Annotated in this window: 21 protein-coding genes and 1 pseudogene; 14 read left to right on the top strand and 8 right to left on the bottom strand. The window is 43.9% G+C overall.

Features of this window, described 5'->3' with window-relative positions:
* Nucleotides 1-5: 5 nt before the first annotated feature.
* The 5 genes from ACR63N_RS07075 to ACR63N_RS07055 form a co-directional block, all read right to left on the bottom strand.
* Complete coding sequence (locus ACR63N_RS07075) at nt 6-1,169, bottom strand: M20 aminoacylase family protein (protein WP_472782675.1); 1,164 nt, start codon at nt 1,167-1,169, stop codon at nt 6-8.
* 13 nt (nt 1,170-1,182) lie between these two features.
* Nucleotides 1,183-2,724, bottom strand: coding sequence for an aldehyde dehydrogenase family protein (locus ACR63N_RS07070; protein WP_472782674.1), 1,542 nt, complete (start codon nt 2,722-2,724; stop codon nt 1,183-1,185).
* Nucleotides 2,725-3,603: an NAD(P)-dependent oxidoreductase gene (locus ACR63N_RS07065; RefSeq protein ID WP_472782673.1), complete on the bottom strand. Its 879-nt coding sequence runs from the start codon at nt 3,601-3,603 to the stop codon at nt 2,725-2,727.
* 103 nt (nt 3,604-3,706) lie between these two features.
* The gene (locus ACR63N_RS07060; RefSeq protein WP_472782672.1) at nt 3,707-4,018 is read right to left on the bottom strand and encodes an EamA family transporter; all 312 of its coding nucleotides are present in this window, start codon (nt 4,016-4,018) and stop codon (nt 3,707-3,709) included.
* Between the two features lie 38 nt (nt 4,019-4,056).
* Nucleotides 4,057-4,761: an SDR family oxidoreductase gene (locus ACR63N_RS07055; RefSeq protein WP_472782671.1), complete on the bottom strand. Its 705-nt coding sequence runs from the start codon at nt 4,759-4,761 to the stop codon at nt 4,057-4,059.
* Nucleotides 4,762-4,871: 110 nt separating this feature from the next.
* Here ACR63N_RS07055 and ACR63N_RS07050 point away from each other — a divergent pair, with 110 nt between their 5' ends.
* Nucleotides 4,872-5,747 (top strand): LysR substrate-binding domain-containing protein, encoded by an 876-nt coding sequence (locus ACR63N_RS07050; RefSeq protein ID WP_472782670.1) that lies wholly within the window; start codon nt 4,872-4,874, stop codon nt 5,745-5,747.
* 17 nt (nt 5,748-5,764) lie between these two features.
* Here the strand turns inward: ACR63N_RS07050 and ACR63N_RS07045 are convergent, their stop codons facing one another.
* Nucleotides 5,765-6,031, bottom strand: coding sequence for a type 2 periplasmic-binding domain-containing protein (locus ACR63N_RS07045; RefSeq protein WP_472782669.1), 267 nt, complete (start codon nt 6,029-6,031; stop codon nt 5,765-5,767).
* A gap of 165 nt (nt 6,032-6,196) precedes the next feature.
* On the bottom strand, nt 6,197-7,051 hold the full coding sequence (locus ACR63N_RS07040; protein ID WP_367105920.1) for an AraC family transcriptional regulator: 855 nt from the start codon (nt 7,049-7,051) through the stop codon (nt 6,197-6,199).
* A gap of 181 nt (nt 7,052-7,232) precedes the next feature.
* Between ACR63N_RS07040 and ACR63N_RS07035 the strand changes: the two genes are divergently transcribed.
* The 6 genes and pseudogenes from ACR63N_RS07035 to ACR63N_RS07010 all read left to right on the top strand — a co-directional run.
* Nucleotides 7,233-7,646 carry an organic hydroperoxide resistance protein gene (locus ACR63N_RS07035; protein ID WP_367103214.1) on the top strand — a complete coding sequence of 138 codons (414 nt, stop codon included), beginning with the start codon at nt 7,233-7,235 and terminating at the stop codon, nt 7,644-7,646.
* A gap of 52 nt (nt 7,647-7,698) precedes the next feature.
* Nucleotides 7,699-9,078: an NAD-dependent succinate-semialdehyde dehydrogenase gene (locus tag ACR63N_RS07030; protein ID WP_472782668.1), complete on the top strand. Its 1,380-nt coding sequence runs from the start codon at nt 7,699-7,701 to the stop codon at nt 9,076-9,078.
* A gap of 348 nt (nt 9,079-9,426) precedes the next feature.
* Nucleotides 9,427-10,641 carry an oxygenase MpaB family protein gene (locus tag ACR63N_RS07025; protein WP_367103216.1) on the top strand — a complete coding sequence of 405 codons (1,215 nt, stop codon included), beginning with the start codon at nt 9,427-9,429 and terminating at the stop codon, nt 10,639-10,641.
* Between the two features lie 186 nt (nt 10,642-10,827).
* Complete coding sequence (locus ACR63N_RS07020) at nt 10,828-12,168, top strand: short-chain fatty acid transporter (RefSeq protein WP_472782667.1); 1,341 nt, start codon at nt 10,828-10,830, stop codon at nt 12,166-12,168.
* A 130-nt stretch (nt 12,169-12,298) separates the two neighbouring features.
* The gene (locus ACR63N_RS07015) at nt 12,299-12,814 is read left to right on the top strand and encodes a transposase (RefSeq protein ID WP_367105913.1); all 516 of its coding nucleotides are present in this window, start codon (nt 12,299-12,301) and stop codon (nt 12,812-12,814) included.
* A pseudogene (locus ACR63N_RS07010) lies at nt 12,799-13,641 on the top strand (IS3 family transposase); the annotation flags it as partial. The gene ACR63N_RS07015 and the pseudogene ACR63N_RS07010, both read left to right, overlap by 16 nt.
* A gap of 157 nt (nt 13,642-13,798) precedes the next feature.
* Here ACR63N_RS07010 and ACR63N_RS07005 read toward each other — a convergent pair.
* Entirely contained in the window at nt 13,799-15,178 is a 1,380-nt protein-coding gene (locus tag ACR63N_RS07005; protein WP_367105925.1) for a solute carrier family 23 protein, read from the bottom strand.
* A gap of 340 nt (nt 15,179-15,518) precedes the next feature.
* Here ACR63N_RS07005 and ACR63N_RS07000 point away from each other — a divergent pair, with 340 nt between their 5' ends.
* The 7 genes from ACR63N_RS07000 to ACR63N_RS06970 all read left to right on the top strand — a co-directional run bounded on the left by ACR63N_RS07000 (nt 15,519) and on the right by ACR63N_RS06970 (nt 25,170).
* Nucleotides 15,519-16,676 (top strand): acyl-CoA dehydrogenase family protein, encoded by a 1,158-nt coding sequence (locus tag ACR63N_RS07000; RefSeq protein WP_472782666.1) that lies wholly within the window; start codon nt 15,519-15,521, stop codon nt 16,674-16,676.
* Between the two features lie 92 nt (nt 16,677-16,768).
* Nucleotides 16,769-17,932 (top strand): acyl-CoA dehydrogenase family protein, encoded by a 1,164-nt coding sequence (locus tag ACR63N_RS06995; protein ID WP_472782665.1) that lies wholly within the window; start codon nt 16,769-16,771, stop codon nt 17,930-17,932.
* Between the two features lie 143 nt (nt 17,933-18,075).
* A complete protein-coding gene (locus ACR63N_RS06990; RefSeq protein ID WP_472782664.1) occupies nt 18,076-19,047 on the top strand; it encodes an NAD(P)H-dependent flavin oxidoreductase in 972 nt (323 codons plus the stop codon).
* A 91-nt stretch (nt 19,048-19,138) separates the two neighbouring features.
* Nucleotides 19,139-21,325, top strand: coding sequence for a fatty acid oxidation complex subunit alpha FadB (gene fadB / locus ACR63N_RS06985; RefSeq protein WP_472782663.1), 2,187 nt, complete (start codon nt 19,139-19,141; stop codon nt 21,323-21,325).
* A gap of 253 nt (nt 21,326-21,578) precedes the next feature.
* The gene (locus ACR63N_RS06980) at nt 21,579-22,751 is read left to right on the top strand and encodes an acetyl-CoA C-acetyltransferase (RefSeq protein WP_367105930.1); all 1,173 of its coding nucleotides are present in this window, start codon (nt 21,579-21,581) and stop codon (nt 22,749-22,751) included.
* A gap of 212 nt (nt 22,752-22,963) precedes the next feature.
* Nucleotides 22,964-23,896 carry an OmpW/AlkL family protein gene (locus ACR63N_RS06975; protein ID WP_367105931.1) on the top strand — a complete coding sequence of 311 codons (933 nt, stop codon included), beginning with the start codon at nt 22,964-22,966 and terminating at the stop codon, nt 23,894-23,896.
* Between the two features lie 68 nt (nt 23,897-23,964).
* Nucleotides 23,965-25,170, top strand: coding sequence for an oxygenase MpaB family protein (locus ACR63N_RS06970; protein WP_367105932.1), 1,206 nt, complete (start codon nt 23,965-23,967; stop codon nt 25,168-25,170).
* Nucleotides 25,171-25,189 lie beyond the last annotated feature (19 nt).

Here is a 25,189-nt window from a genome sequence, read left to right as displayed (position 1 = left end):
TTGGTTTATGCAGCATTTTTTGGTAATTCAGACTCAACTAAAGATACCCATACTTTAATACCCGTCTCAATAGCATCATCATTAAAATCATACGACGCATTATGTAATGGTTTGGAGGGGCTGCTACCGTCAACACCTAACCAAAAATAAGCGCCTTTAACCACTTGGCTCATGAATGAAAAATCTTCAGAAGCCATTGATGGCTCTACGGCAGTATTTACCTTATCAGCACCCAGCACTTTAGTAGCAGCCTCTTTGATTTCAAGATAAGCTTGACTATTATTAGTGGTTACTGGATAGCGAATATGGTAATCCATCTCGCCTGTGACACCATATAGAGGCGGTAGTGTTTTAACCATTTCTGTGAGCATATCTTGCATGGACTGGCGTACGTCCATATCAAAGCTACGAACGGTTCCTTTTAAAATGGCGTAATCAGGGATGACGTTGGTAGTATCCCCACTATTCATCTGCGTTACGCTAATAACGCCTGATTTGAGCGGAGATATTCGACGAGAGACAATAGATTGAATATTAGTAATTAAAGCGGCTCCTGCTGCTATAGGATCAGCCCCTAAATGTGGCATAGCTGCATGAGTGCCTTTACCAGTCAAAGTAATCTCAAAGGTATCAAATGACGCCATCATCGGTCCATCATTAACGGCAACTTGTCCTACAGGAAGCCCTGGCCAATTGTGCAATCCATAGACCGCATCCATCGGGAACTTATCAAATAAGCCGTCATCAATCATGGCCTTGGCACCACCTAAGACCTCCTCAGCCGGTTGAAATATAAAATAAATGGTACCGCTAAAGTTTTTATTCTCGCTGAGGTGTTTTGCGGTACCTAAGAGTACTGAAGTATGACCGTCATGACCACAGGCGTGCATGCAGTTGTCATGAGTGGATTTGTGCGTAACCTCATTTTGTTCAGCTATGGGTAAAGCATCGATATCTGCTCGTATGCCGATAGTAGGGCCTGAGCCATTCTTTAGAGTACCGACAACACCAGTACCGCCCAATCCTTGATGCACCTCAATCCCAAAGGACTGTAACTTGTCGACAATAAATGATGACGTTTTGAACTCTTTAAAACCGAGCTCTGGTTGACTATGAATCTGCTTACGCCACTGCTTTACTTCACTTAGTAGAGTTTCATTAATTAACATTTATTTTCTCCTTTTATTGAATTGAATAGCCAAATTGAATAGCAGAATCTTTTGCGGTTTCGACCCATACACTTTTAGTCTGTGTATATTCTAGTAAACCTTCGTAGCCACTAGATCGGCCATAGCCGCTTTCACCAAAGCCACCAAACGGCGACATGACATTAATAGTCTTATAGCTATTTACCCAGAATGTTCCCGCATTTACTTGAGCGGCCATCCGATGAGCACGACCTACATCAGCAGTCCACACAGCGCCAGCTAAACCAAACCGGCTGTCGTTTGCTAACGCTACCGCTTCTTCTTCTTCATCAAATAAAATCACAGAAACAACAGGTCCAAAAATTTCTTCCTGTGCTACACGCATATCATTCTTCACGTTAGCCAAAACTGTTGGCTGATAAAAATAACCATTTTCACCTCCACAAATTTCACCTGGCTTTCCGCCTGCGGCAACAACCGCACCTTCAGCAATACCATCAGAAACTAACGAACGCACGTGACTAAACTGTTTCTGGTTATTAATGGGCCCCACCATCGTGCCTTCATCCCATGGCAAACCTACAGGCAACTTACTGGCTGCCGAGGCAACACGCTCCACTACTTCTTTATAAACATCCCGATGAACCAGTAACCGAGAACCCGATACACAGCTCTGTCCAGCGGCAGAGAATACGGCAGCTTGCGCACCCACTACCGCACGATCAAGATCAGCATCTGGAAAAATTATATTGGCTGACTTTCCACCTAGCTCCAATACGCAAGGGATGACACGCTTTGCAGATGCCGAAGCAATGAGAGCACCGGTCTGTGGTGAACCTACAAAAACCACTTTTTTAGTCGCCGGATTAGTGATTGCGGCAGTGCCTGTAGTGTGCCCAAGCCCATTAATTACATTCACCAAACCACGTGGAATACCGGCTTGCTCAAGAATTTTAGCGAGTACTGTTGAGCTTAGTGGGGTTAATTCAGATGGCTTCAGTAAGACTGCATTTCCTGCACAGATGGCCGGCGCGATCTGCCAGCCTCCCGTAAATACAGGTGCGTTCCAGGGTGTAATTTGAGTCACCACACCATAAGGCTCATGACGAGTGTAGTTTAAGTGACTTGTTGGTACAGGAATAACTTGTCCCATAATTTTGTCACACCAACCAGCATAGTATTCAAACATATCTGCAACTTTTGCCACTTCAACCCGGCAATCGCGAATAGGCTTACCTGCAGATATACATTCTAGGCGTGCCAGCGATTCCGCGGCGACACGTATTTTCATGCCGCACTGCCACATTAACTGACCTCTTGCACTGGCGGTCATTGACCACCACACTTTTTGAGCTTTTATAGCCGCATCGGCTGCATTAGCAACAACGCTTTTCCCTGCATCACGATAGATTAAAAATACCTGACCAGTTGCTGGGTTAATCAGCTCGATGTCGTCACCATTACCTGCAACCAATTCTCCATCAATCAAACTGCCAAACTTTGAAGTACCCAGTAGTTCATTAAGCAGTATTTCAACTTGTTGCGCGCCATTTCCTTCTACTTCAAAACTCATCATCTATTCTCCCAAGCCGGCATTTTTGATAATGCAATTAAAATCATCCTGATCAGGTATGTTTTTTTCGCTCTGCGACCAAATTTCAGCTACCTGTTTAGCCAAAGGTAACTCTAATCCCATCTCACCGATCATATTTTCCGCCAGACGCACATCTTTACGCATCAGCTGCATAGTGAAACCGGAGTCAAAACCTTTATTAAGAATCCAACGAGGGAAATTCACTTCACTGATTGCACTACGGCCTGAACCGGCGTTCAAACCGGCAATAAGATCTGCAGGATCAAGTCCTGCCTTAGTACCTAGAGCTACTGCTTCGGCGGTAGTTATTAGATGTGCAGCACATAGTAGATTATTGATCAGTTTAGCCGCATGTCCATTGCCAGACTTTCCCATGTAGACCACTTTTGAGCTCAAGGCATCCAGATACACCTGTGCACGTTCAAGGGAACTACGTTCACCTCCAACAACCATTACCATAGTACCGGCTGCAGCACCCGCCGGACCGCCACTGACAGGACAGTCCAATAACTGATGGCCTAACTGATCCAGCTCTATCGAGAGTGCCCGCGTCACCTCTGGTTCTGAAGTAGAAGTATCAATAATCAGAGTTTTAGGCTGAGCAAAGTTAATAATGCCATCTTTGCCTTTAACAACTGCTTGTACATGCTTTGCCATTGGCAAAGATAGAATGATGACACTAGATTCAGCACACAGAGCTTTAATATCTGCAACAACATTTACGCCGATTTCCCTGGCAGCTTGGCTTTGTGCTTCCCCAATGTCCGTGCCGAACACTTTAAAACCTTTGCGAAGCAAAGACTGAGCCATACCGTTGCCCATACGGCCTAACCCGACGATACCTATAGTTTTTGTAGCCATGCCTACCTCCTTGTTTTGGTGCTTTCTATCACTTTTATTATGACTAATAAGCCATTAAGAAGAAGCATAACAAATAAACTTTTATGTTCTAAAAAAGGCAACACTAACGTAAGCAATGAGATGGATTTCTCATCACCTCATATGGTGATAGCTTTAGATGCGATAAAAAACGACGTACGTATACGAATGATGGGCCAACACCCAAAGAACCAGCGAACATCCATAAAATGCCTATAAAAAATATATTCATGCCGCCTTGCCATGGACGTGTACTCAAGGCAATGCCCGCAAACCCTAAAGCGACCCCCAGCGCCCTCTGTTTGGTAGGTCTCTCCTCTGGTAAAAAAAGCGCCGCCCCTAAAAAAGTAAAGATAGGAATTGAGCCACTTAATAGACTTGCGATACTACTAGGCAATAACGCAGTACCAGCAATAAACCTAGCCTTACCCTTTATCAGACAGAGTGAGTTACACCGCCATCAATGCGTATGCTCTGACCCGTAATATATCCAGCTGCCTCTGATAATAAAAAGGCAATCGTTGCAGCAACTTCCTCAGCTTCACCGTAACGCCCCATCGGTACTTGCTCACGGCGCTCATCGACTTCAGGTAAGCTGTCAATCCAACCAGGTAAGACATTATTAATGCGAATGCCTTGCGGCGCATAATCATCAGAGAAAATCTTAGTAAAAGCACCAAGACTGGCTCGAAACGCTGTCGAGGTTGGAAAGGTTGCTGTCGGCTCTGTGACCCAAGTCGTGGAAATATTGACAATAGCGCCGCCGCCTTGTACCACCATGATTGGCGTGACGAGGCGAATCGGACGCACAGCACTGAGGAAGTAAACCTCCATACCTGTATGCCAGTCGTCATCGGTAATCTCTAAAATAGGCGCACGTGGACCGTGACCGGCAGAGTTTACCAGCGCATCAATACGGCCCCATTTTTCCATTGCCAAATCAACTAAGCGCTGTACATCGGCATCTACCAAGTTAGAACCCGTGACGCCAATACCTCCCAGCTCTTTTGCTAACGCCTCCCCTTTACCTGAGGACGATAAGATTGCAATCTTATAGCCATTCTGAGCGAGCTTACGAGCGGCCGCAGCCCCCATACCTGAGCCACCTGCCATAATAAGAGCAACTTTTTCTTTAGTCATGATTTTCTCCATTAGTGATTGGTTTATCTATCATAACTAATGGTTGCAGATATCTCACATGATATTAAAAAGTGCTAGACTGTAGAAAATCTATTGTCTAAGAGGTGGTTGTGTCAAATGCTTATCGCGCTTTACCCTCTTTGAATGCTTTACGTGCATTTGAAGCAGCAGGACGTCATTTAAATTTTCGCGCCGCAGCAGATGAGCTTTTCGTGACCCAAGGAGCAGTCGCTCAGCAGGTGCGTATATTAGAAGAATACATGGGATTTGCGCTATTTCAAAGGCTGCCAAAGGGCGTGGCTCTTACCTCGCAAGGTGCAATCTACTTTGCAGAAGTCACACGAGCGTTTGAGATTTTAAAAAAGGCCACTACTCAAATACTCAAAGAACCTCAGACAGTAACCATTAGTATGACACCGACATTTGCCACTAAAATTTTACTACCCAGTCTTTCGGCGCTATCAATCGCTGTTCCTGACGTTGATCTACGTACTGTCGCTACTGAATCTATTGCAGATTTCGACCGTGATCAGGTAGATATCGCGGTACGGCTCACACGTCCACCATTTCCCTCCCCTTTTGATACTCAATTATTGTTCAAACAAAAATTAGTAGCCGTTGCTAATCCTTATCTTATCGCTGACATCACGCTTCCTATGTCACTCAAGCAATTAAAAGAGATGCCACTGCTGCATGATTCACACAACCATTGGTCACGTTTTCTTAACACGACAGATAAGCTATCAGGTGCCGTATTTAACCAAACCGCGCTGGCTTTAGATGCGGCTTTGGCAGGACAAGGGGTTGCGATTGCTTGTCAGGCTTTCGTGCAAGCGGATTTGTCTGCAGGGCGTTTAGTACAAGTCAGTGAGTTAAGTTTAACGGTTGAGCCTGATTACTACCTTATTCGTAAACGCACATCGGTATCACGACCTGCTGTAGATGCGGTATGGGAATGGTGTGTTATCCACTTAACAACTACTTAAAATATTTATAATGGTAATTATAAGGTTAAGCGACTTATAAGCTCAGTGCATTTCTCTCTTAAAGTATCTCTAAGCAGCCTTACCGCAGGTGTTATCGACTGCCTGCTTGAGCAAATTAACCAAAGCTCATTTTGCTTTGCTTGATATTCAGTCATGATATTAATCAATCGACCCGCCAATACATCATTGGAAAAATCCAAGCAAGTTTTTACTGCCAACCCTTTGCCCTCAATGCACCAACGTTTGACTAGGTCACCGTCATTAGACACGCGGTTGCCATTCATTTTTACTTGATAAGTCTGCTGGCCTCTAGTGAACTCCCAAACATCATGAGTCTTACCATATAATAGGTTTTTTAAAGCAGTCTTTATACGTAAAGACCGCTTTTAGCGTATTGTAACCTATGTTTTTAACACTCTCTTACTCAGACCGTCTATAACAATGATGCTTTAATCCAAATCACTATTTGGACTGACGCCAAACAGTCGTTTATATTCTCGGCTAAACTGGCTAGGGCTTTCGTATCCTACTTGCATGGCAATATGTGATACTTGCGCGTCATTGGTTTTGATCAGCCGTCGCGCCTCCATTAATCGTAAATTTTTTTGATACTGTAGCGGACTCAACTGAGTAATTTCCTTAAAGTGTTGGTGAAACCCTGAAACACTCATACCGCAGCGGCTTGCCAAGTCTGCAATAACCACAGGTTCATCTAGATGTACTTTTAGCCAATCGACTGCTTGAGCAATACGATGAATATGACTGCCATTCGTTACCAGCTGTCGCAGCCTATCGCCTTGTTGTCCTGTGAGTAAGCGATAATAAATTTCTTGCTGTATTAAAGGAGATAGAAACTCAATATCATTTGGATAATCAAGCAATGCTATTAATCGATCAAACGAGGCCATTATAGCATCATCTAATTGCCATTTGATTCCCAAATAACCCCCGTCCATATGTTGTTTAGGTGGTATTTTAGCGAGTACTTCTCGAATCATTAGTAAATTTAATTTCATAGATAATACAACGACAGGGTGGTCAAGCGACGCCTGTTTAATGTGTATGTTCAATGGGGCATCGACTGGACAAAACATTAGGTTAGTATTGTCAAATTTTTCGCAATCTGTACCTAAGTAAACCTCGCGCTCACCTTGCAGAACGATACATATACTAGGCTCTAGGACATAGCCAATTATTTTTTCTGGTCTATCAGCACAATAGAAGATTAAGTCTGGAATATCAGATTCGATAGTCTGGTTCTTGGGTATCAATCTAAGTAATTGCTCAATGGTTTTTGCCTGCATAATACTTTACTTATTTTTCAAATTTGCTTGATAATACAAATTTTTATAGAATTAGGCAACAAATTTGTAGGACTGTTATAACGAATTATTAGGTGCTCCCTTATAATGATTGCATCACAATGTATCAAATCTATTTTTGATAGCATTTAGTAAGGCTAATAAATCTAAATAAGGAACACAGATGAAAATATTTTATAAAACTCAAGCAACAGCAACCGGTGGTCGTTCTGGGCATACAGGTCTTGACGATGGTTCATTAGGTTTTGATTTGGTGTCCTTTCAAGAAACAGATAAAGAGGGTGTGAATCCAGAACAGCTGTTTGCGATGGGTTATGCAGCATGTTTCGATAGTGCACTGAATATGACAGCGAAGCAGATGAAACTACCAATTACAGCTTCAAAAACCTCTGCTCAAGTCGGTATTGGTATGAAGGCTGATAATAGCTATAACTTAGATATAGACCTGTCTATCGAAGTATCTGGTATTGATGAAGCGCAAGCACAAAATCTAATCGAAACTGCTCATCAAGTTTGCCCATACTCTAACGCCACTCGCGGCAATGTTGATGTGCGCCTGCATGTTACTGTTGTCTAAATAACAGACGTACTTAGTAACTAAAAATGGATTTTTAACCCAAGGAATATTTATGAGCGAATATCAAGTAACCAACCCAGCAACTGGCGAAGTTGAAGCCACCTACCCTACCGCGAACGAACAAGATATCCAGCAAGCCATCACAAAAGCTGATGATGCCTATCAAGACTGGCGTAACGTATCTCTTAGCGAGCGCAGTGCACTACTACACAAAATTGCCGATATCTATATTGAACGTCAAGATGAGCTGGCAGAGATAATCGCTATAGAAATGGGTAAGCCTGTGGCCCAAGGTAAAGGAGAGCTTGGTCTAGTCGCTGAGATCTATCGCTACTATGCAGATAATGCAGAGCAACTATTAGCACCTAACCAAATCAACGTGGACGAAGGCTCAGCTTCTGTAGAGAAACTTCCAGTAGGCGCATTGTTCGGAATTATGCCGTGGAACTATCCGCATTATCAAGTCGCGCGCTTTGCAGCACCGAACTTTATGGCGGGCAATACCATTATCCTAAAGCATGCCCCGCAGTGTCCTAAAACGGCAGAAGTGATTGTTGATATGCTTAAAGATGCCGGTTTACCAGATGGCGTATATAACAATATCTTTGCTACCAATGATCAAGCCGCGACTATTATCGAAGACAGTAGAATACAAGGCATCTCATTAACAGGTTCTGAGCGTGCAGGACAAGCAGTTGCTAAAATAGCAGGCGGCGCTCTCAAAAAGGTCGTTTTAGAGCTTGGCGGCTCAGATGCCTTTATCGTTGCAGCAGATGCTGATATCGAGCAAGCAGTAGCAGATGCCATCACTGGCCGCTTTGGTAATACAGGACAAGCTTGTAACGCTGCTAAGCGCCTAATTGTCGTTGAAGCCGTTTATGATAAGTTTGTACAAGACTTTGCTGATGCGGTTCGCGCGATGACGTTGTCTGATCCATTAGAGCAAACAACCTTTATCGGACCGATGTCATCTCAGAGTGCTGCAGTTAATCTACAAAAGCAGTTAGATGAAGCAATAAAGGCTGGTGCCACTGTTCTAATCGAAGGCGGCATTGTCAAAGACAAGCCTGGTGCTTGGTTTGCTCCAGCAGTACTCACCGACGTTGATGACTCAATGGCTGTTTATAGCGAAGAGCTATTTGGTCCTGTTGCTGTCATCTATAAAGCGCGTGATGTTGCTCATGCTATCAAGATTGCCAACGATGTCCCATTTGGTCTTGGTGCATCAATCCAGACTAAAGACTCAGCATTGGCAGCTGATATTGCTGACCAGTTAGAAGTCGGCATGGTGAGCATAAACGCACCTTCTGGTACTGAAGCCAACACCCCATTTGGCGGTGTTAAGCGTTCAGGATTCGGTCGTGAGCTTGGTACCCTTGGTATTACTGAATTCCTAAACTACAAACTGATTCGTAATAAAACCAGTGCATAGATTCAAAGTTTTATTCTTATGATTGAACAAGCAAAAGCCTAGCGTTGAGACGCTAGGCTTTTTTTGTTCAGAATATCGGTGCAAACATTATCTGATTGGTATACCAAAGATAACAAGGATAAGCTCAAGAGCATTGCACAATACAACCCACAATCGCGCAAATTCAATCTGTCCTTATTCTTTAAATATAGTCAAAAGGGATGAGGGAGATGTAAAAAAAACAGTGTAAGCTGGTCATAAGGGTAGCCGTCTTAGAGCTCATCAGATAAAGCTATGATTTAAGGATAGTTGTCTATCAGTGGTTTAACAGTTGTTTAACAAGGAAAACTGACTCAAGGAAGAGCAATTATGTCCGATTTACTTATAGCTGAACCAGAAAGCGTCAAGAACAGAGAAAAGTTTTTAGAATTATTTACCGAGCAAGAGTTGCAGCTTATGCTTACGATGGCAGCTGAAGGCGATCCTCTGGCTGACCAAGTCGTCAAAGAACAAATGCAAGCCAACCGATCCAAAAAAGGCGATGTGGCCAAAGGCATTAAAGAAGGTTTGGCATCATTAACTGACCCTCTACCCGCTTTGAAACAACTGTTAGAAGAGTCAGAATCTATACCCGACTGGGTGGATCAAAATAGTGTTACTAAAGGCTCTGAGAACTATTTACTGATTAGCCCGCTGTGGCAGTCCGTAGCTTTGGGTCCTGGCGCGCTCACGCATACTTACTGCTCACCCACTATCGCTAACATCTTAATGAAAACAGGGAATTTGGCTAATGTAGCATTACGCCGCATCGCTGAAACGACTATCTGGAAGCAGTACGTGTTAATGCCAGATGGCATGAGAGTTGGTAATGACGGCTATATCCATACTCTAGAGGTGCGTCTGCTGCACGCGAGAGTCCGCTTAGGGATGATAAAAAAAGGCTGGGATCATGAGGAGAATGGCGCGCCTATCAATCAGCTAGACATGCTACGTACTTGGCTAGATTTTACTTATATTCCATTTGCCGCCCTGCAAAAGCTAGGTATTACTTATAGCGAAGAGGAATTTCACGATTTATACCACTTATGGCAACTTATCGCTAAGCAATTGGGTATTCCCGAAGAGTATTTTCGCTTAGTCTATGACCAAGAGTCTGCTGCCAAGATGACCAAAATGATTGACTTAGTCTTTGGTGAACCTAATGAAGGCTCAAAGATTTTGACCGATCAGATGCTCACAGCCGTTGGGCATTTCTTGACCTCATTTTTAGGACTGCCACCAGATACCTCTGTTGATCTGATGCATTCTTTTTTAACTTTGATTCATGGCGAGGAGATGGCAGCCAAACTCGGTATCAAGCCTAATCCAACAGCGGCGCTAATCCCTATATACGCCGCTGCTAACGCTTATGAGAAGCAGCTTATCAATTCTGACCCTGACTATCGAGAGAAAACCATTCAAAAGACCTTGGCAGTCTTTACTGAGCTTGCCAAAATGGTTGAAGGCAAGACAACTTATCAGAGAAATGTTGAGGAGATTGGTAACGTTGATATCCTGATAACGCCTGAATCTTTAAGTGCTTAACTGCACACTAATAAAGTGCGCTAATACAATCACTGCTTTAGAAAAAGGTAAGAATTATTTTCTTCCATGATTTCAATATATAAGGTGTATCACTCTATAGGAACACTCGACTTATCACTTAGATAAGTTTCGCCCTTTATAACTCAAAGTATCAAAGTCGCTATCAATACCACAAGGATGTTTGCTATGTTAGCTGTGATAACCAATGCCAGTGTAAAACTGGTCAATCGTTACCTGCCCTCGTCGTTCGTTTTTTCTATTATTCTTACCCTTATCGCCTTTGCAGCCGGTCTTATTTTAACTGGTCAAGACATATTAGCCATGGCAGGCCACTGGGGCAATGGCTTGTGGTCATTACATGGTTTTGCCATGCAGATGGCGCTGATTTTAATCACTGGCTACGCCCTCGCCAATGCCCCCTTTATTCAGCGTTTTTTGGACGCGATGGCAAGCAGAATACATTCGCCAAAAGCCGCTATTATCATCGTCACGCTAGTTGCTATGGCAGGCGCTTTGATTAACTGGGGTTTTGGTTTGGTCATTAGCGCGGTCTTTGCCCGATCGCTTGCCAAAAAAGTCACAAGCGTTGATTATCCCTTACTGGTCGCTGCGGCTTATTCTGGATTTTTGGTTTGGCATTCAGGACTATCAGGGTCAATCCCACTAGCCTTAAGTAGTGGTGGCGATACCCTACAACAGCTTTCAGGTAACGTACTAACAGAGGCCATTCCTCTCTCACAAACCATATTTGCGCCTTACAATTTAGTTATCTTAGTCACCTTGATTGTTGTTATACCCCTACTGAATAGCTTTATGCATCCCAAAAATCCAACGCTAGTCGATCCCAGTATTCTTAAAGGTAAGGTCTACCAGCCACCTGAACATGATACACCAGCGAAAAAACTGGATGACAGTCGTCTTGTGGCCCTTGTCTTAATAGTACTTGCTGTCATGTATTATGTGAATGAATTTACGAATAATGGCTTTAGCTTAGGGTTCAATATCGTCATTGGTCTATTCTTGTTTATGGGCCTGCTAGCACATGGTACCCTTGAGCGCTACTACTTGGCTGTAAACTCAGGTATCAGTAGTATCACTGGTATTGTACTCCTATACCCCTTCTATGGTGGCATTATGGGTATCATGACTGGGGCAAATCTCAATGGGGTCTCTATTAGTACTGAGGTTACTGAGTTTTTTATTAATAATGCCTCAGCAGAAAGTTTTCCTGTGTTTGCCTTTTTAAGCGCCGGTATTGTCAATGTTTTTGTGCCCTCAGGTGGTGGACAGTTCGCTGTGCAGGGTCCGGTTATGATACCGGCGGGCACAGCGCTTGGGGTGAGTCCTAGCGTGACGGCCATGGCCATTGCATGGGGCGATGCTTGGACGAATATGATACAGCCGTTTTGGGCGCTGCCATTGTTAGGGATTGCCGGTCTTGATGCCCGCGCTATTATGGGCTACTGCTTGATTGTATTGGCGGTATCAGGTGTCATCATTATGGGCGGGCTTTTATTCTTGGTCTAAAAAAGACACGAGTTAGCTTATGCTTAGAATAACCACTAAAACTCACGCTATAGTGAGTTCAGTATAAAAAGACACCACATTAAATTGAACTGCCCCCCATAAGTTGGACACAATTTATGGGGGTTATTTTATGCGTTACGATCTAGACTTTAAGATCAAAGTCATAGCATACTACAAGCAAGGACATAGCGGACATGCTACCAGTGAGAAGTTTTCTGTAAATCCGCGGTTTGTCAGCAAATGGGTCGAGCAATATCAACATGGTGGCATAGACGCTATCAAGCCTAAGGTCGATAGGACTAAATACAGTAGCGACTTTAAGTATAAAGTGCTCGCTGTGATGTTATCAGAAGGACTAAGTCAGTCTGAAACTGCCCTTAGGTTTACTATCAGCTCACCTGCGCTTATTAGCCACTGGCACAACGCTTATCGACACTACGGTATGTCTGGACTCACCTCTAAATATAAAGGTAGTAATCCTATGACCTCTCCTATCACAGACAAACCTGATGAGGACAAGACCCTAGCAGAGCTCAAACGTGAGAACGAGTATCTACGAGCGGAGAATGCGTATTTAAAAAAGCTCGATGCCTTGCTCAGAGCGGAGGAACAAGCAGACAAAAAGCAAGGCTCATCGAAGGACTAAGACAACAGCACGTGTTATCTGACTTACTCACCATAGCAAAGCTTGCAAGGAGTAGTTTCTACTATCATAGAGCGAGTCTTTGGGATAAAGACAAATACGCTCCCTTGAAACAGCGCATCCGTGATATCTACCACCAGCATAAAGGTCGATATGGTTATCGTCGAATCACTCAGACACTTAAGAATGAAGGACTAAAGGTCAACCATAAGCGGATTGCAAGGCTTATGGGACAGCTTAAGCTGACTGCCAGAATCAGACGACAAAGGTATCGATCCTACAAAGGACAGTGCGGCGTTATAGCTAAGAACAGGGTCAAGCGTAAGTTCAGAGCAGGTGCGCCTAATCGCAGATGGTTTACTGACATTACTGAATTTAAGGTTGGTAGTGATAAGTTGTATCTATCACCCATACTCGATGGCTACAACAATGAGATCATCAGCTACGAGCTTTCAAGACGACCCGTCTATAACTTAGTCAAACAGATGCTTGAGCGTGCCGTTAAAAACATACCTGCAAAGCGCAAAGAGGAGCTCACCCTGCATTCAGATCAAGGCTGGCACTATCAAATGAAACCGTTTGCAAGTACGCTTAGAGCGAATCATATTAACCAAAGTATGAGCCGTAAGGGTAATTGCTTAGACAATGCATTGATGGAAGGGTTCTTTGGTACGCTCAAATGTGAGACGATTTATATTGAGAAACCGAATACCATTGAGGATTTAGAGCAACAGATTCATGAGTATATCCACTACTATAATCATGAGAGAATTCAACTTAAACTAAAAGGACTGAGTCCTGTAAAGTACAGAACTCAGTCCTTGATGTAAACTTAAACTGTCCAAGTTTAGGGGGTCAGTTCAAATGCGGTGTCTTTTTTATTTGTCATAATTTACTTATTTAGCTTATGGTATCAATACTGTGGTTTGCGCATAACATTAGCGGCCTTTTATTACTCTATTTTTTACTCGAACCACATTGTCAATATCATAATTTGTCAATATTAGTCGCAGCTTCTTTTACATTGTGTCTTCGTTGTCCGGCAGTTGGTCTTTCAATCAAAAGATAGAGCACCACGCCAATGGCAATGGCATAAATCGTCGATTGGGGTGTAGGCATAGCGAGCGTAACCGCTACAATTCCTGCGACGCCTCGTTCAGCAGAGTTTTTCAACTGCTCTACACCCACCATAATACAGATATAAGCGGTTAATAATAAAGTCAATGACAATGCGATAGGTAAAACGGGCTTAAAAAAGGTGACCAGTGGTAGCATAAATATAGCGACAAGTCCTGTCCAATAGAAGGTACCACTACCGCTATAGATAGAATCCATCGCTTTACGCCCTAGTGCATAGCGTTCAGCAACAGTAGCGTGACCCGCTGTGAACAGTGGTCCTGCCAGTCCCGGCCAAGGCGCAAATAAAGCGTGTATACCATTGCGAATACCGGTAACCGTATGTATTCGCGTGATATTGGTTTCTATTTTTTCATCAGGCCGAATACTATCAACCCGTTCGCTTAACGCTTGACCCACCAAGATATCACCAAAAGCAATAACGTAAGCTATCATCGCTGTTGGAAAGGCCAGTATAAATACGTTGATATCAGGCATGCCAACGTTAAAGATCAGATACTCCGTCATCAATCCAAAGTCGGGCCGAGTAATACCCCACTCAATATCTGGTAGTGGATACTCGCTAACTGCCCAGCCAATAATCATCGCAATGAGCATGCCTGAGATCATACCTAAATTAGCTATCATTTTTGCAAAGCGGTTGTGTTTAGCGATATATTTAAAGGAGACTGAAAATAGTACGTAAGCTGAGAGAATAGCGCCAATAATTAGTGATATGGGGGTAGCCTCAATGCGGCCACCTACCTTTATCTCACCCATTAAAGCGGCGATGCCCGCCCCAATGATAACCCCTGCTTTTAAAGAATTAGGAATGAAATTAACCAAGCGATTACCAAATCCGCTAAGACCCAGGATGATAAATATCAAGAACACTTCTATTTGCAGCACAAACATAGCTTGCACCGCTTGTGGTCCAGGTTCAAAAGCTTGTAGATAAAGCAGGACAATAGGGATAGCGGGCGTAATCCATCCTGGCACCAAGGGCACACCGAGTAGGGACGGTAATAGGTACAAAATTGCTGCGATCACACAAAACGCCAAGGCGGCATCGTATGGCATACCTAAGTACTGTTCCAATAATGGAATCATCGCAAGATTAATCATAAACATGAATAACCCTTGAATCATCTCAGGAACTTCCCAGCGATAATGTACAAAAGGCAAGCGTATTTTGAATGGTCCGGCGGGCCAGTACGGTTGCTCTTGGCCATATTTACGAACGATAGCCATTCTTAAATCCTTTTAAGTGAGTTTTTTTATAATGTTCATAATTATTTAAATTCTTAAGTCCAGAACCAATCTTAAAATAAGGTTACCGAGCATCAATCATGCCTTTATTATTGACTTATCTCCTCATCCGTTTGGACGATTTTTGCGATCTCATAAATTCTTAAACTTACTCACTTTATAAAATTACCACTTTATCGCTAACCATTCACAAACCCAACTCGCCTAAAAACCGGCTCGCCTAAAAACTCGTCCTTTTGGATGACGAAATATTGATTTATTTGTCGTAGATTAAGGATACACACTAAAAAAATCTTCAATGCTTCATGGCTAGGACAAAACTATGTTTCCTCGTACCCATTTTGATACCGATCATGAGCAATTTCGTGATTCTGCTAGACGTTTTTATCAAGGCGAGATCGGTCCACACGCAGATCGCTGGCGTGAACAAGGCTGTGTGGATAGAGAGGCTTTTACCAAAGCAGGAGAACAAGGCTACTTGCTGATGTGGGCGAAGGAAGAGTATAGCGGTCTTGGACTGCGTGACTTGCGCTACGAGCAAATCCTCGTTGAAGAAAATGTCCGCCATGGTGATATCAGTTTTTTTCAAGGTACTCACTCCATATTGGTCGGCTCCTATTTCGACAAGTTTGCGACTCACGAGCAAAAACAAAAATATCTGCCAGAAGCAATTAGTGGCAATACTATCTTAGCAATTGCCATGACTGAGCCTGATGCAGGCAGTGACTTGGTAGCGATTCGCACCAAAGCTGAGGACAAAGGCGATCACTGGTTACTCAACGGCGCTAAGACTTATATCTCCAATGGCATATTATCGGATGTGTTGATTGTCGCTGCTCGCACAGGTACGGGTCGTGCTGATATTAGTCTGTTTATCGTAGAGCGCGGTATGGAAGGTTTTGAGCGCGGAGCTAACTTAAAGAAAATGGGGCTGCATGCCCAAGATACTGCTGAGCTATTCTTTAAGAATGTGCGTCTGCCAAAAGAAAACCTGCTTGGTGAATTAAATAAAGGCTTTGTACACATGACTCAGTGCTTGGCAACTGAGCGACTCATGACTGCTATGACCTCTATTGCTCATGCGCAAGTGGCATTTGATTTGACCTTGGAATTCGTCAAAGAGCGTCGCCTATTTGGTAAACCACTTGGCGCGATGCAAAACACACGTTTTACTTTAGCGCAGCTACGAGCCAACTTAGATGCCCAGCAAGCCTATGTCGATCAATCGGTGCTATTGGCTAGTGCTGGTACTTTGAGTGCTGAGCAAGCGTCTGCTGCCAAATTAATGGCGTCAGAACTAGAAGGCAAAGTCATGGACAGCTGTCTGCAACTACATGGCGGCGCAGGCTACATGGACGAGTACCGTATCAGTCGTATGTACACCGATGCCCGCATATCACGCATTTATGCTGGCGCGAGTGAAGTAATGAAAGAAATCATTGGTCGCGGTGTCGGTTTAGATGCTCGCAAGTTTAAATGAGTGCACCTGACTAAAGCATACAACCAATTACGTAATAAATTGAGTCTAAAACACCATAAACGTCTAACGCTCAAAATACTTGGAGTGACCCTATGATTAGCCAACGCACGATTTTTGAGCCCGAACATGAACAGTTTCGCAATAGTGTACGTCGTTTTATGCAAAACGAGATTGCGCCTTTCGCTGATAAATGGCGTGAGCAAGGTTATGTCGACCCTGAGGCGTATCAAAAGACGGGAGAGCTTGGTTATTTATTGACTTGGGCTGACGAAGCTTACGGTGGTTCAGGTATCAAGGATTTACGCTACGAGCAAATCATTCATGAAGAAAATATCTATCATGGTGACCCTTCTTTTTATCAAAACTTACATGCCATGGTCGTTGCGCCCTACTTTGATAAATTTGGCTCAGAGGCACAAAAACAAAAGTACCTACCCAAAGCCGTTAGTGGTGAAAGTATTTTTGCCATAGCAATGACAGAACCGAACGCAGGCAGTGATTTAGCCGCTATTCGTACTAAAGCTGAGGACAAAGGCGACCATTGGGTTTTAAATGGGGCAAAAACCTATATCTCAAATGGTATCTTAGCCGATGTCGTCATTGTCGCTGCCCGCACATCTTCGGACGACCCTCGTAGTATTGGTTTGCTGATTGTCGAAAAAGGTATGGAAGGCTTTAATCGCGGCAAAAAGCTCAAAAAAATGGGGCTTCATGGTCAAGATACCGCGGAGTTGTTTTTTGATAATGTGCGTATTCCGAAAGACAATGTCTTGAGCGATCCGAGCAAAGGCTTTTACTATATGACCCAGTGCCTCGCTATAGAACGCTTGCAAGTCGCCATTGGCTCTATTACTGCCGCGCAGTTGGCGTTTGATATTACCTTAGACTATATTAAAGAGCGCCGTGCTTTTGGTAAACCTTTGGGAGCTTTGCAACATATCCGCTTTACTATGGCAGATTTGCGCGCTCAAATTGACGCGGTACAGTGCTTTATTGATCAATGCGTTATGCTAGGCAACAAAGGTGAATTGACCGCCCAGCTTGCTTCAGAAGCTAAGCTACTCGCCACCCAGACCGAAGGTGAAGTCGTTGATAAGTGTCTACAGTTCCACGGCGGTGCAGGTTATATGGATGAATACCGTATCAGTCGTCTATACACTGATGCACGCGTATCGCGTATCTTTGCTGGTGCCAATGAGATTATGCTTGAGATTATCGGTCGCGGTCTTGGTCTTGACGAGAGAAAGCTGACCTAGTTTATCCTTTTAACTATCACAACGTTAGACTTAGCTTAAATTAAATACTTAGTATCCATTACAAGATTGATGAATTGACATCGTATTAAAACTTAGCCAAATTGTTATCAATTTATATTAATAAACACTAGAAAGGATTCGTTATGAAAACCAGAATTACCGAATTACTCAATATCAAGTACCCAATTATTCAAGGTGGGATGATGTGGGTAGGCACTGCTGAGATGGCCGCTGCCGTCTCAAACGCTGGTGGATTAGGTATAATTACTGCCCTAACCCAGCCGACCCCTGAAGCATTAATAAAAGAAATTGAACGTTGCCGCACGATGACGGACAAGCCCTTTGGCGTTAATTTAACTATTTTACCTTCTATCAATCCACCGCCTTACGATGAATATATGGATGCGATTATCGATAGTGGTGTGAAGATTTTAGAAACGGCTGGTAGCAATCCAAAAACTTTTATTGAAAAAGCCAAAGCAGCCAATTTAATTACTATTCATAAGTGTGTCACCGTGCGTCATGCACTATCGGCCGAGCGTCAAGGCATCGATGTGATATCAATTGATGGTTTTGAGTGTGCCGGTCACCCAGGCGAAGAGGATATTGGTGGTCTGATATTGATTCCAGCTGCTGTCAAGCAGCTCTCGATCCCTGTCGTGGCTTCTGGCGGTATTGGTGATGGTCGTGGACTAGCTGCCGCCTTAGTGTTAGGCGCTGAAGGCATCAATATGGGGACACGCTTTTGCGCCACCGTCGAGGCACCCATGCATGATGATATCAAGCAAGCGCTAGTCAATGCCACAGAGCGCGATACCCGTCTAATCTTTAGAACGCTAAATAATACCGCGCGCGTGCTTAAAAACGCCATATCAGAAGAAGTCGTCGCTATGGAGCATCGTGATGGCGGTGTTGAGTTTGCTGAGATTCGTCCGCTCGTGGCTGGTGCTCGTGGTCAAGCGGCGCTTAATTCAGGAGAGGTAGATAATGGTGTGATTACCGCAGGACAAATTGTCGGTCTCATCGACGACATCCCTACTTGTGCTGAGCTTATAGATCGCATCATCGCTGAGTGTGAAGAACGCCTAACTATCGCTTCAAGCTGGATGAAGTAAATTCTATAAGGTGAAGCCATATTAATTTGTATGACTTGGTAGCAAAACCTACTAACACAACTTATTACTCAAACCTTCTATTGACCAAATTATGAGTGACTTAAATATGTTTAACGGTGAATCCATAAGCCTTGTCAGCCACGATAATGGCATTGTCGAATTACGCTTTGACAATCAAGCCAATAAATTTAACACCCTAGATGCTGCTACCCTTAATGAGTTAGAGCAAGCGCTGGAGCTGATCACTGACAGTGTCTCAAACATCTATACTATGGATACCAGCGATGCTATCACTGGTGTGATCGTTAGCAGTGGCAAATCTGACTTTATTGTCGGCGCTAATATCTATGAGTTTCCCAAATTATTCGCAGGCGACCCTGAGGTCTTAGGCGCGCACAATCGCGAAAAAGGCAGTATTCTCAATAGACTTGAAGATCTGCCTGTACCGACGGTGTCTTTACTGCAAGGGCTCGTACTCGGCGGCGGTTTTGAGCTGGCGATGGCGACGGATTATCGTATCGCCACTGCGGACACCCAAGCTGCCCTGCCTGAGGTGGGCTTAGGTATCTTGCCTGGATTTGGAGGTACGGTACGTTTGCCTCGTCTTGTCGGTGCGGCAAAAGCTATCGATTGGATTGTCTCAGGTAAGCATATTAAGACTCCTGCGCTTGTTGAGGCTGGCGCGATAGATGCTACTGCTGAGGCTGACGATTTGATCGCTGATGCAGTAAAACTCTTACAGCAAGTCGCAAACGATAGCTCATGGCAAGAAAAGCGCCAGCAAAAGCTTGGTGCTGTGATTATCGACAGTGACGATAAAAGCATTGATGAGCTAAAAGCCAAAGCTGGCGCGCGCGGTCCTAATTATCCAGCCGCTTTAGCCGTCACTGAGCTGATTGAGCAAAGTCAATCTATATCACGCGAAAAAGCGCTACTGGCAGAAAACAGCACCTTTATTGAACTGGCTACCAGCTCAACGGCACAAGCGCTGGTACAACTCTTTATCAATGATCAAGCGCTCAAAAAACAAACCCATCAATACACTAAAAACCTGACCCAAGCCGATAAGATGGCAGTACTTGGTGCGGGTATCATGGGCGGCGGTATTGCTTATACCGCAGCAGTACGCGGCGTCTCTGTCGTCATGAAAGATATCGTTAATGAGGCCTTAATAGCGGGTATGAGTGAGGCTGAAGGCTTGTTAGACAAACAAGTCAAAAAAGGGCGTATGAACGACGATAAAGCTAAGGCTGCACTGAGTAACATCACCCCTACGTTAGATTTTAATGCCTTTGACGATGTGGCATTTGTCGTTGAAGCGGTAGTCGAAAACTTAAAGATTAAAAAGTCTGTCCTCAAAGAGGTTGAAACTAAAGTCAGTGAAGATACTATTATCGCGACCAATACTTCCTCGTTATCGATTGCGGACTTGGCCGAAGACTTAGCTCGTCCACAGAACTTCGTCGGCATGCATTTTTTTAACCCAGTGCCGATTATGCCTTTGGTAGAGATTATTCGCGGACCTAAGAGCAGTGACGAAGCTATCGCTACCGCGGTTAATTATGCCGCGACGATGCGTAAAACACCTGTTGTTGTCAAAGACTGCGCAGGCTTCTTAGTCAATCGTATTTTGACCGCACAGTTCGTTGGCTTTATCAAGTTAATCCGTGATGGCGCTGATTTTGAGCAAGTCGATAAGGTGATGGAAGCCTTTGGCTGGCCAATGGGTCCTGCTTACTTACAGGATGTAATTGGTATGGATACCAGTCGCCATGTCATCGATATTATTACTGCAAGCTACCCTGAGCGAATGCAAGTCGAGGAGCAACATGTGATTGCCTTAATGGCTGAAAATGGGCGTTATGGACAGAAGAATGCCCTTGGCTTCTATCGCTATGAGAAGGATGACAAAGGCCGTCTGCAAAAACTGCCTAGTGAAGATACCAAAGCGCTGATTGCGCAGATTCAACCTAATGGGCAACACTCCTTTACCGATCAGCAGATTATCGATCGGCTTATGCTACCTATGGTTAATGAAGCGGCCTTATGTTTTGAAGACAAAGTGGCAGACTCTGCCGCTGAGATTGATATGAGTCTTATCTTGGGGGCAGGATTTCCGCGTCATTGGGGCGGCCCGCTCAAGTACGCCGATATTATTGGACTGGATGAGATTGTTAAGCGCTGTGAGCGCTATGAAAACCTAGGTGGTTGCTACAGACCGACCCAATCCATGCTAGCAATGGCAAAAAACAACGAGCGTTTTCATCAACTGACATAAGCTGAATCGGCCTTTATCGGCTTTAGTTATAAGTAGTAAGGAAACTTGGAAACTAGCGTAAGCATTTTTTAACTTAAATATCATCAAAATGGACGATATGAACTAAAGGTAATTTAAGCGATGATTAATTACTGACTAAAAAAACTAATTGCTTGTTTTGATAGCAATGACTACTACTGTCCATACAGTAGCAACTGTCATATCAAACCGCGCAAACTACTTAATTCGCAAACTGTTGAACAAGGATGGTTCCATGGCCGAAGCCTATATCGTAGCAGCGACTCGAACCGCAGGAGGACGTCGTAATGGTCGCCTATCAGGTTGGCATCCGACTGATCTTGCTGCCCAAATTCTAAATGCCTTAGTGGATCGAGTCGACTTTGACCCTGCCACTATTGACGATGTCATTTTAGGCTGCGTCAGTCAAGCTGGCGAACAATCTACTAATATCGCTCGAGGCGCAGTACTAGCCTCCAAGCTTCCAGAAAGCGTGCCCGGTACCACAGTCGAACGTCAGTGCGGCTCATCACAACAAGCGCTACATTTTGCGGTGCAAGCAGTGTTGTCTGGTACGCAGGACATAATCATTGCTGGCGGTGTCGAAAGTATGAGCCGTGTACCGATGGGCATGCCTCACTATTTACCGCAAAAAAATGGCCTAGGTCATTACGTCAGTTCAGGTATTGAAGCCAATTACCCTAATGTTGTCTTTAGCCAATTTGACGGTGCCGAACAAATCGCTGTCAAATATAATTTATCCAAATCGATGCTAGATGAGTTTGCCTTGGACAGTCATAAAAAAGCCATTCACGCGACAGAATCTGGATACTTTGCCAAAGAGATTCTCCCTATCGAAATTACAACCGCTGACGGTCACATTGAATCGCATATCATCGATGAAGGTATTCGCTTTGACGCCTCCCTAGATAGCATTAGCAATGTAAAACTCATGACACAAGGCGGTAGAATCTCAGCGGCGGCGGCTAGTCAAATATGTGATGGCGCGTCGGGCATGCTCATCGTTAATGAGCGCGGGCTAAAAGCCTTGGGCGTCCAGCCATTGGCACGTATTCATCATATCAGTGTCTTAGGGCACGATCCTGTCATTATGCTAGAAGCTCCTATTCCAGCTACTCAAAAAGCCTTAGCCAAAGCAGGTCTAAAAATAGACGATATCGACTTATACGAAGTCAATGAAGCCTTTGCGCCCATACCATTGGCTTGGTTGCAAGCTATGTCAGCAGATCCTGATAAGCTCAATATTAGCGGCGGTGCTATCGCTTTGGGTCATCCTTTAGGGGCAACGGGCACAAAACTTATGACCACATTATTACATTCGCTAAATCGTACTCAAGGACGATACGGTTTACAAACAGTATGCGAAGGTGGCGGTCTTGCCAATGTAACTATTATTGAGCGCTTGTAAAGATAGAGCGTTAGTAAGACGACTCTTAGTAGTTAAAAAACCTAAAGACAAAAGCTCAAATAATATCTTTGTAAATTAAGCTTCATACAACGAAGCTACCAGTTGGTTTGTCATAAAGAAATTAACGTTCTATCTACTTACAAATTCATTTAATAACAGATTTGTAGACTTTATTCTATCAACAGCCCCTCTCATCAAAAAAGGATTTTTCGATGAAATATTTTGTACTGTTAAGTGTCGTAAGTGCGATTGCGGTCAGCCATAGCGCAACCGCTGGTACGGTATCTGATTACTTTGCCAATCAGACAGTTCCTGACAAACGTTATTCTGTCTCGGTTGGCTGGTTACATGCCAATCCCACAGGAGATGCTAATCCACTGCAAAATTCTACCGTTATTAATGATGGGAGCAGCTCTGGAGTTTTGACGGATGTCACAGGTTTGCAAAGTTGGCAGAGCCCTAATACAGGGCTTGAAGCTGACGACGTGGATACGGCAGGTTTAATCTTTAAATATGCTGCCACTGATAATATTAAGTTTGAAATCAAAGGTGGCATTCCTCCCAGAGTAGATATTCTTGGCAAAGGAGAAGTCTTTGCGCCTATCAACGCCTCATTAAACGGTGAAGCATTAAGTAATAATTTACCCATCACTGATCTCACTCAAGGTAGCGGTGTTGCAGCATCAGCTAGAGCCTGGCTGCCCGTTGTCGAAGCTCAATACCAATTTGGCAAGTCAGGTGTTGATAAATTAAGACCCTATGTAGGCGTTGGATTTATGTATGCCTACTTTAATGATTTTGAATTGAACGACGGCATACGCAATGACTTGGAGATAGCGGGTCAGCGGGTACAACAGCTTAAAGCCAATAACCCCTTCGTAGCCATAGGAGAGCTTGCTGCTGATGGTTCGATGGATGTAGACGTTGATAGTGGTTCTGATTTTGCGCCTATCATAACGTTGGGCGCCACTTACGATTTGAATGATAAGTGGTTTGCGGTCGGATCATTATCTTATGCAAAACTCGATAGTGATACCACGATCAAAGTTATTGACAAGCAAACCAACGAGACATTAATCACAGCGAAAACGAAGACTGATATTGATCCTTTTATAACCTACTTAGGCGTTGGTTATCGTTTTTAAGCCTCTTTACTAAACAAAAAAACAATAGCAAACTAATAGCATCTCATCATTAACGAAAGGAAATCGTTATGTCTACCCTACTTACTGCTAGCCCAGCATGTGTCAAAAAACGCGAAGCGTTTTTATCCCAATATAGCGAAGACGAGCTACAGCTTATGCTTGATATGGCCAATGATGCTGATCCCATCGCTGATAGCGTCATCACCGAGCAAATGAGTAGCGATAAAGGCAGCAGAAGTGACATCCGTCAAGGCGTCAAAGAAGGTTTGTCATCACTCAGTGATCCAGCGCCAGCCCTCAAAGCATTCTTAGAAGATTCTGAGCAACTTCCTGACTGGGTAGATCAAAACACTCTGGTCAAAGGTGCAGAGAACTACTTAACGGTAAACGCACTATGGCAGTCGGTCTCTTTAGGTCCAGGTTCTTTGACTCATACTTATTGTTCACCGACTATCGCCAAAGTCCTTACGCAAACCACCAATATCACTGATATGGCGGTTAGACGTATTCTTGAGACAGCGTTATGGAAGCAGTATGTTCTCGTTCCTAATGGTCTAACGCCGGGCAATCAAGGCTATATTCATACTTTAGAAGTACGCTTGCTACATTCTCGTGTACGCATGGGTCTGCTCAAAAAAGGCTGGGACACTGAGACTTTAGGACAACCGATCAATCAGCTCGACATGATGCGTACGTGGCTCGACTTTACCTATATTCCCTTTATGGCTTTAGAGAAATTCGGCATTACTTATAGTAATGAAGAGCTTAAGGATATCTATCATCTCTGGCAACTCATTGCCAAACTGCTCGGTATTCCTGAAAAATACTATCGTTTGGTACAAGACAAAGCCTCAGCACAAAAAATGCTGGCGATGCTAGATATGGTCTCTAACGAGCCTAATGAAGACTCAAAGCTCCTGACCGAAAAAATGCTCTTGGCGCTTGGTCATATACTATCACCGTTCATTGGCTTGCCAGCCGATGTCACTATCGATCTGATGCATAGCTTCTGCCGTGTCATTCATGGGGATGAGCTCGCCGATCAATTGGGCGTCACTCAAAATGCGACCATGGCTCTTATACCAGTATTTACTGCTGCTAATGCCTATGAGAAGCAAATCTTAGATAATAGCCCTGAATATCGTCAGCAAAAGATCCAAGAAACCTTGGCGACTTTCAATATGATAGCGGACGATATCGAAGCTGGTGGACAGACGACTTATCAGCAAAACGCTGACGTGATGGGTGAAGCTGATATTCCACAAACGGCTTAATATGCAAATTATTTAGCCT

Source organism: Psychrobacter sp. M4, from assembly GCF_055699795.1.
Note: the sequence above shows the minus strand (reverse complement) of the source record. Positions and strands in the feature narration are given on the sequence as shown.

Bases quoted from the DNA above. Each gene is read 5' to 3' on its own strand.
- ACR63N_RS07075 (WP_472782675.1), bottom strand. From the start codon at position 1,169: ATGTTAATTAATGAAACTCTACTAAGTGAAGTAAAGCAGTGGCGTAAG.
- ACR63N_RS07070 (WP_472782674.1), bottom strand. From the start codon at position 2,724: ATGATGAGTTTTGAAGTAGAAGGAAATGGCGCGCAACAAGTTGAAATA.
- ACR63N_RS07065 (WP_472782673.1), bottom strand. From the start codon at position 3,603: ATGGCTACAAAAACTATAGGTATCGTCGGGTTAGGCCGTATGGGCAAC.
- ACR63N_RS07055 (WP_472782671.1), bottom strand. From the start codon at position 4,761: ATGACTAAAGAAAAAGTTGCTCTTATTATGGCAGGTGGCTCAGGTATG.
- ACR63N_RS07045 (WP_472782669.1), bottom strand. From the start codon at position 6,031: ATGAATGGCAACCGCGTGTCTAATGACGGTGACCTAGTCAAACGTTGG.
- ACR63N_RS07040 (WP_367105920.1), bottom strand. From the start codon at position 7,051: ATGCAGGCAAAAACCATTGAGCAATTACTTAGATTGATACCCAAGAAC.
- ACR63N_RS07035 (WP_367103214.1), top strand. From the start codon at position 7,233: ATGAAAATATTTTATAAAACTCAAGCAACAGCAACCGGTGGTCGTTCT.
- ACR63N_RS07030 (WP_472782668.1), top strand. From the start codon at position 7,699: ATGAGCGAATATCAAGTAACCAACCCAGCAACTGGCGAAGTTGAAGCC.
- ACR63N_RS07025 (WP_367103216.1), top strand. From the start codon at position 9,427: ATGTCCGATTTACTTATAGCTGAACCAGAAAGCGTCAAGAACAGAGAA.
- ACR63N_RS07020 (WP_472782667.1), top strand. From the start codon at position 10,828: ATGTTAGCTGTGATAACCAATGCCAGTGTAAAACTGGTCAATCGTTAC.
- ACR63N_RS07015 (WP_367105913.1), top strand. From the start codon at position 12,299: ATGCGTTACGATCTAGACTTTAAGATCAAAGTCATAGCATACTACAAG.
- ACR63N_RS07005 (WP_367105925.1), bottom strand. From the start codon at position 15,178: ATGGCTATCGTTCGTAAATATGGCCAAGAGCAACCGTACTGGCCCGCC.
- ACR63N_RS07000 (WP_472782666.1), top strand. From the start codon at position 15,519: ATGTTTCCTCGTACCCATTTTGATACCGATCATGAGCAATTTCGTGAT.
- ACR63N_RS06995 (WP_472782665.1), top strand. From the start codon at position 16,769: ATGATTAGCCAACGCACGATTTTTGAGCCCGAACATGAACAGTTTCGC.
- ACR63N_RS06990 (WP_472782664.1), top strand. From the start codon at position 18,076: ATGAAAACCAGAATTACCGAATTACTCAATATCAAGTACCCAATTATT.
- fadB (WP_472782663.1), top strand. From the start codon at position 19,139: ATGAGTGACTTAAATATGTTTAACGGTGAATCCATAAGCCTTGTCAGC.
- ACR63N_RS06980 (WP_367105930.1), top strand. From the start codon at position 21,579: ATGGCCGAAGCCTATATCGTAGCAGCGACTCGAACCGCAGGAGGACGT.
- ACR63N_RS06975 (WP_367105931.1), top strand. From the start codon at position 22,964: ATGAAATATTTTGTACTGTTAAGTGTCGTAAGTGCGATTGCGGTCAGC.
- ACR63N_RS06970 (WP_367105932.1), top strand. From the start codon at position 23,965: ATGTCTACCCTACTTACTGCTAGCCCAGCATGTGTCAAAAAACGCGAA.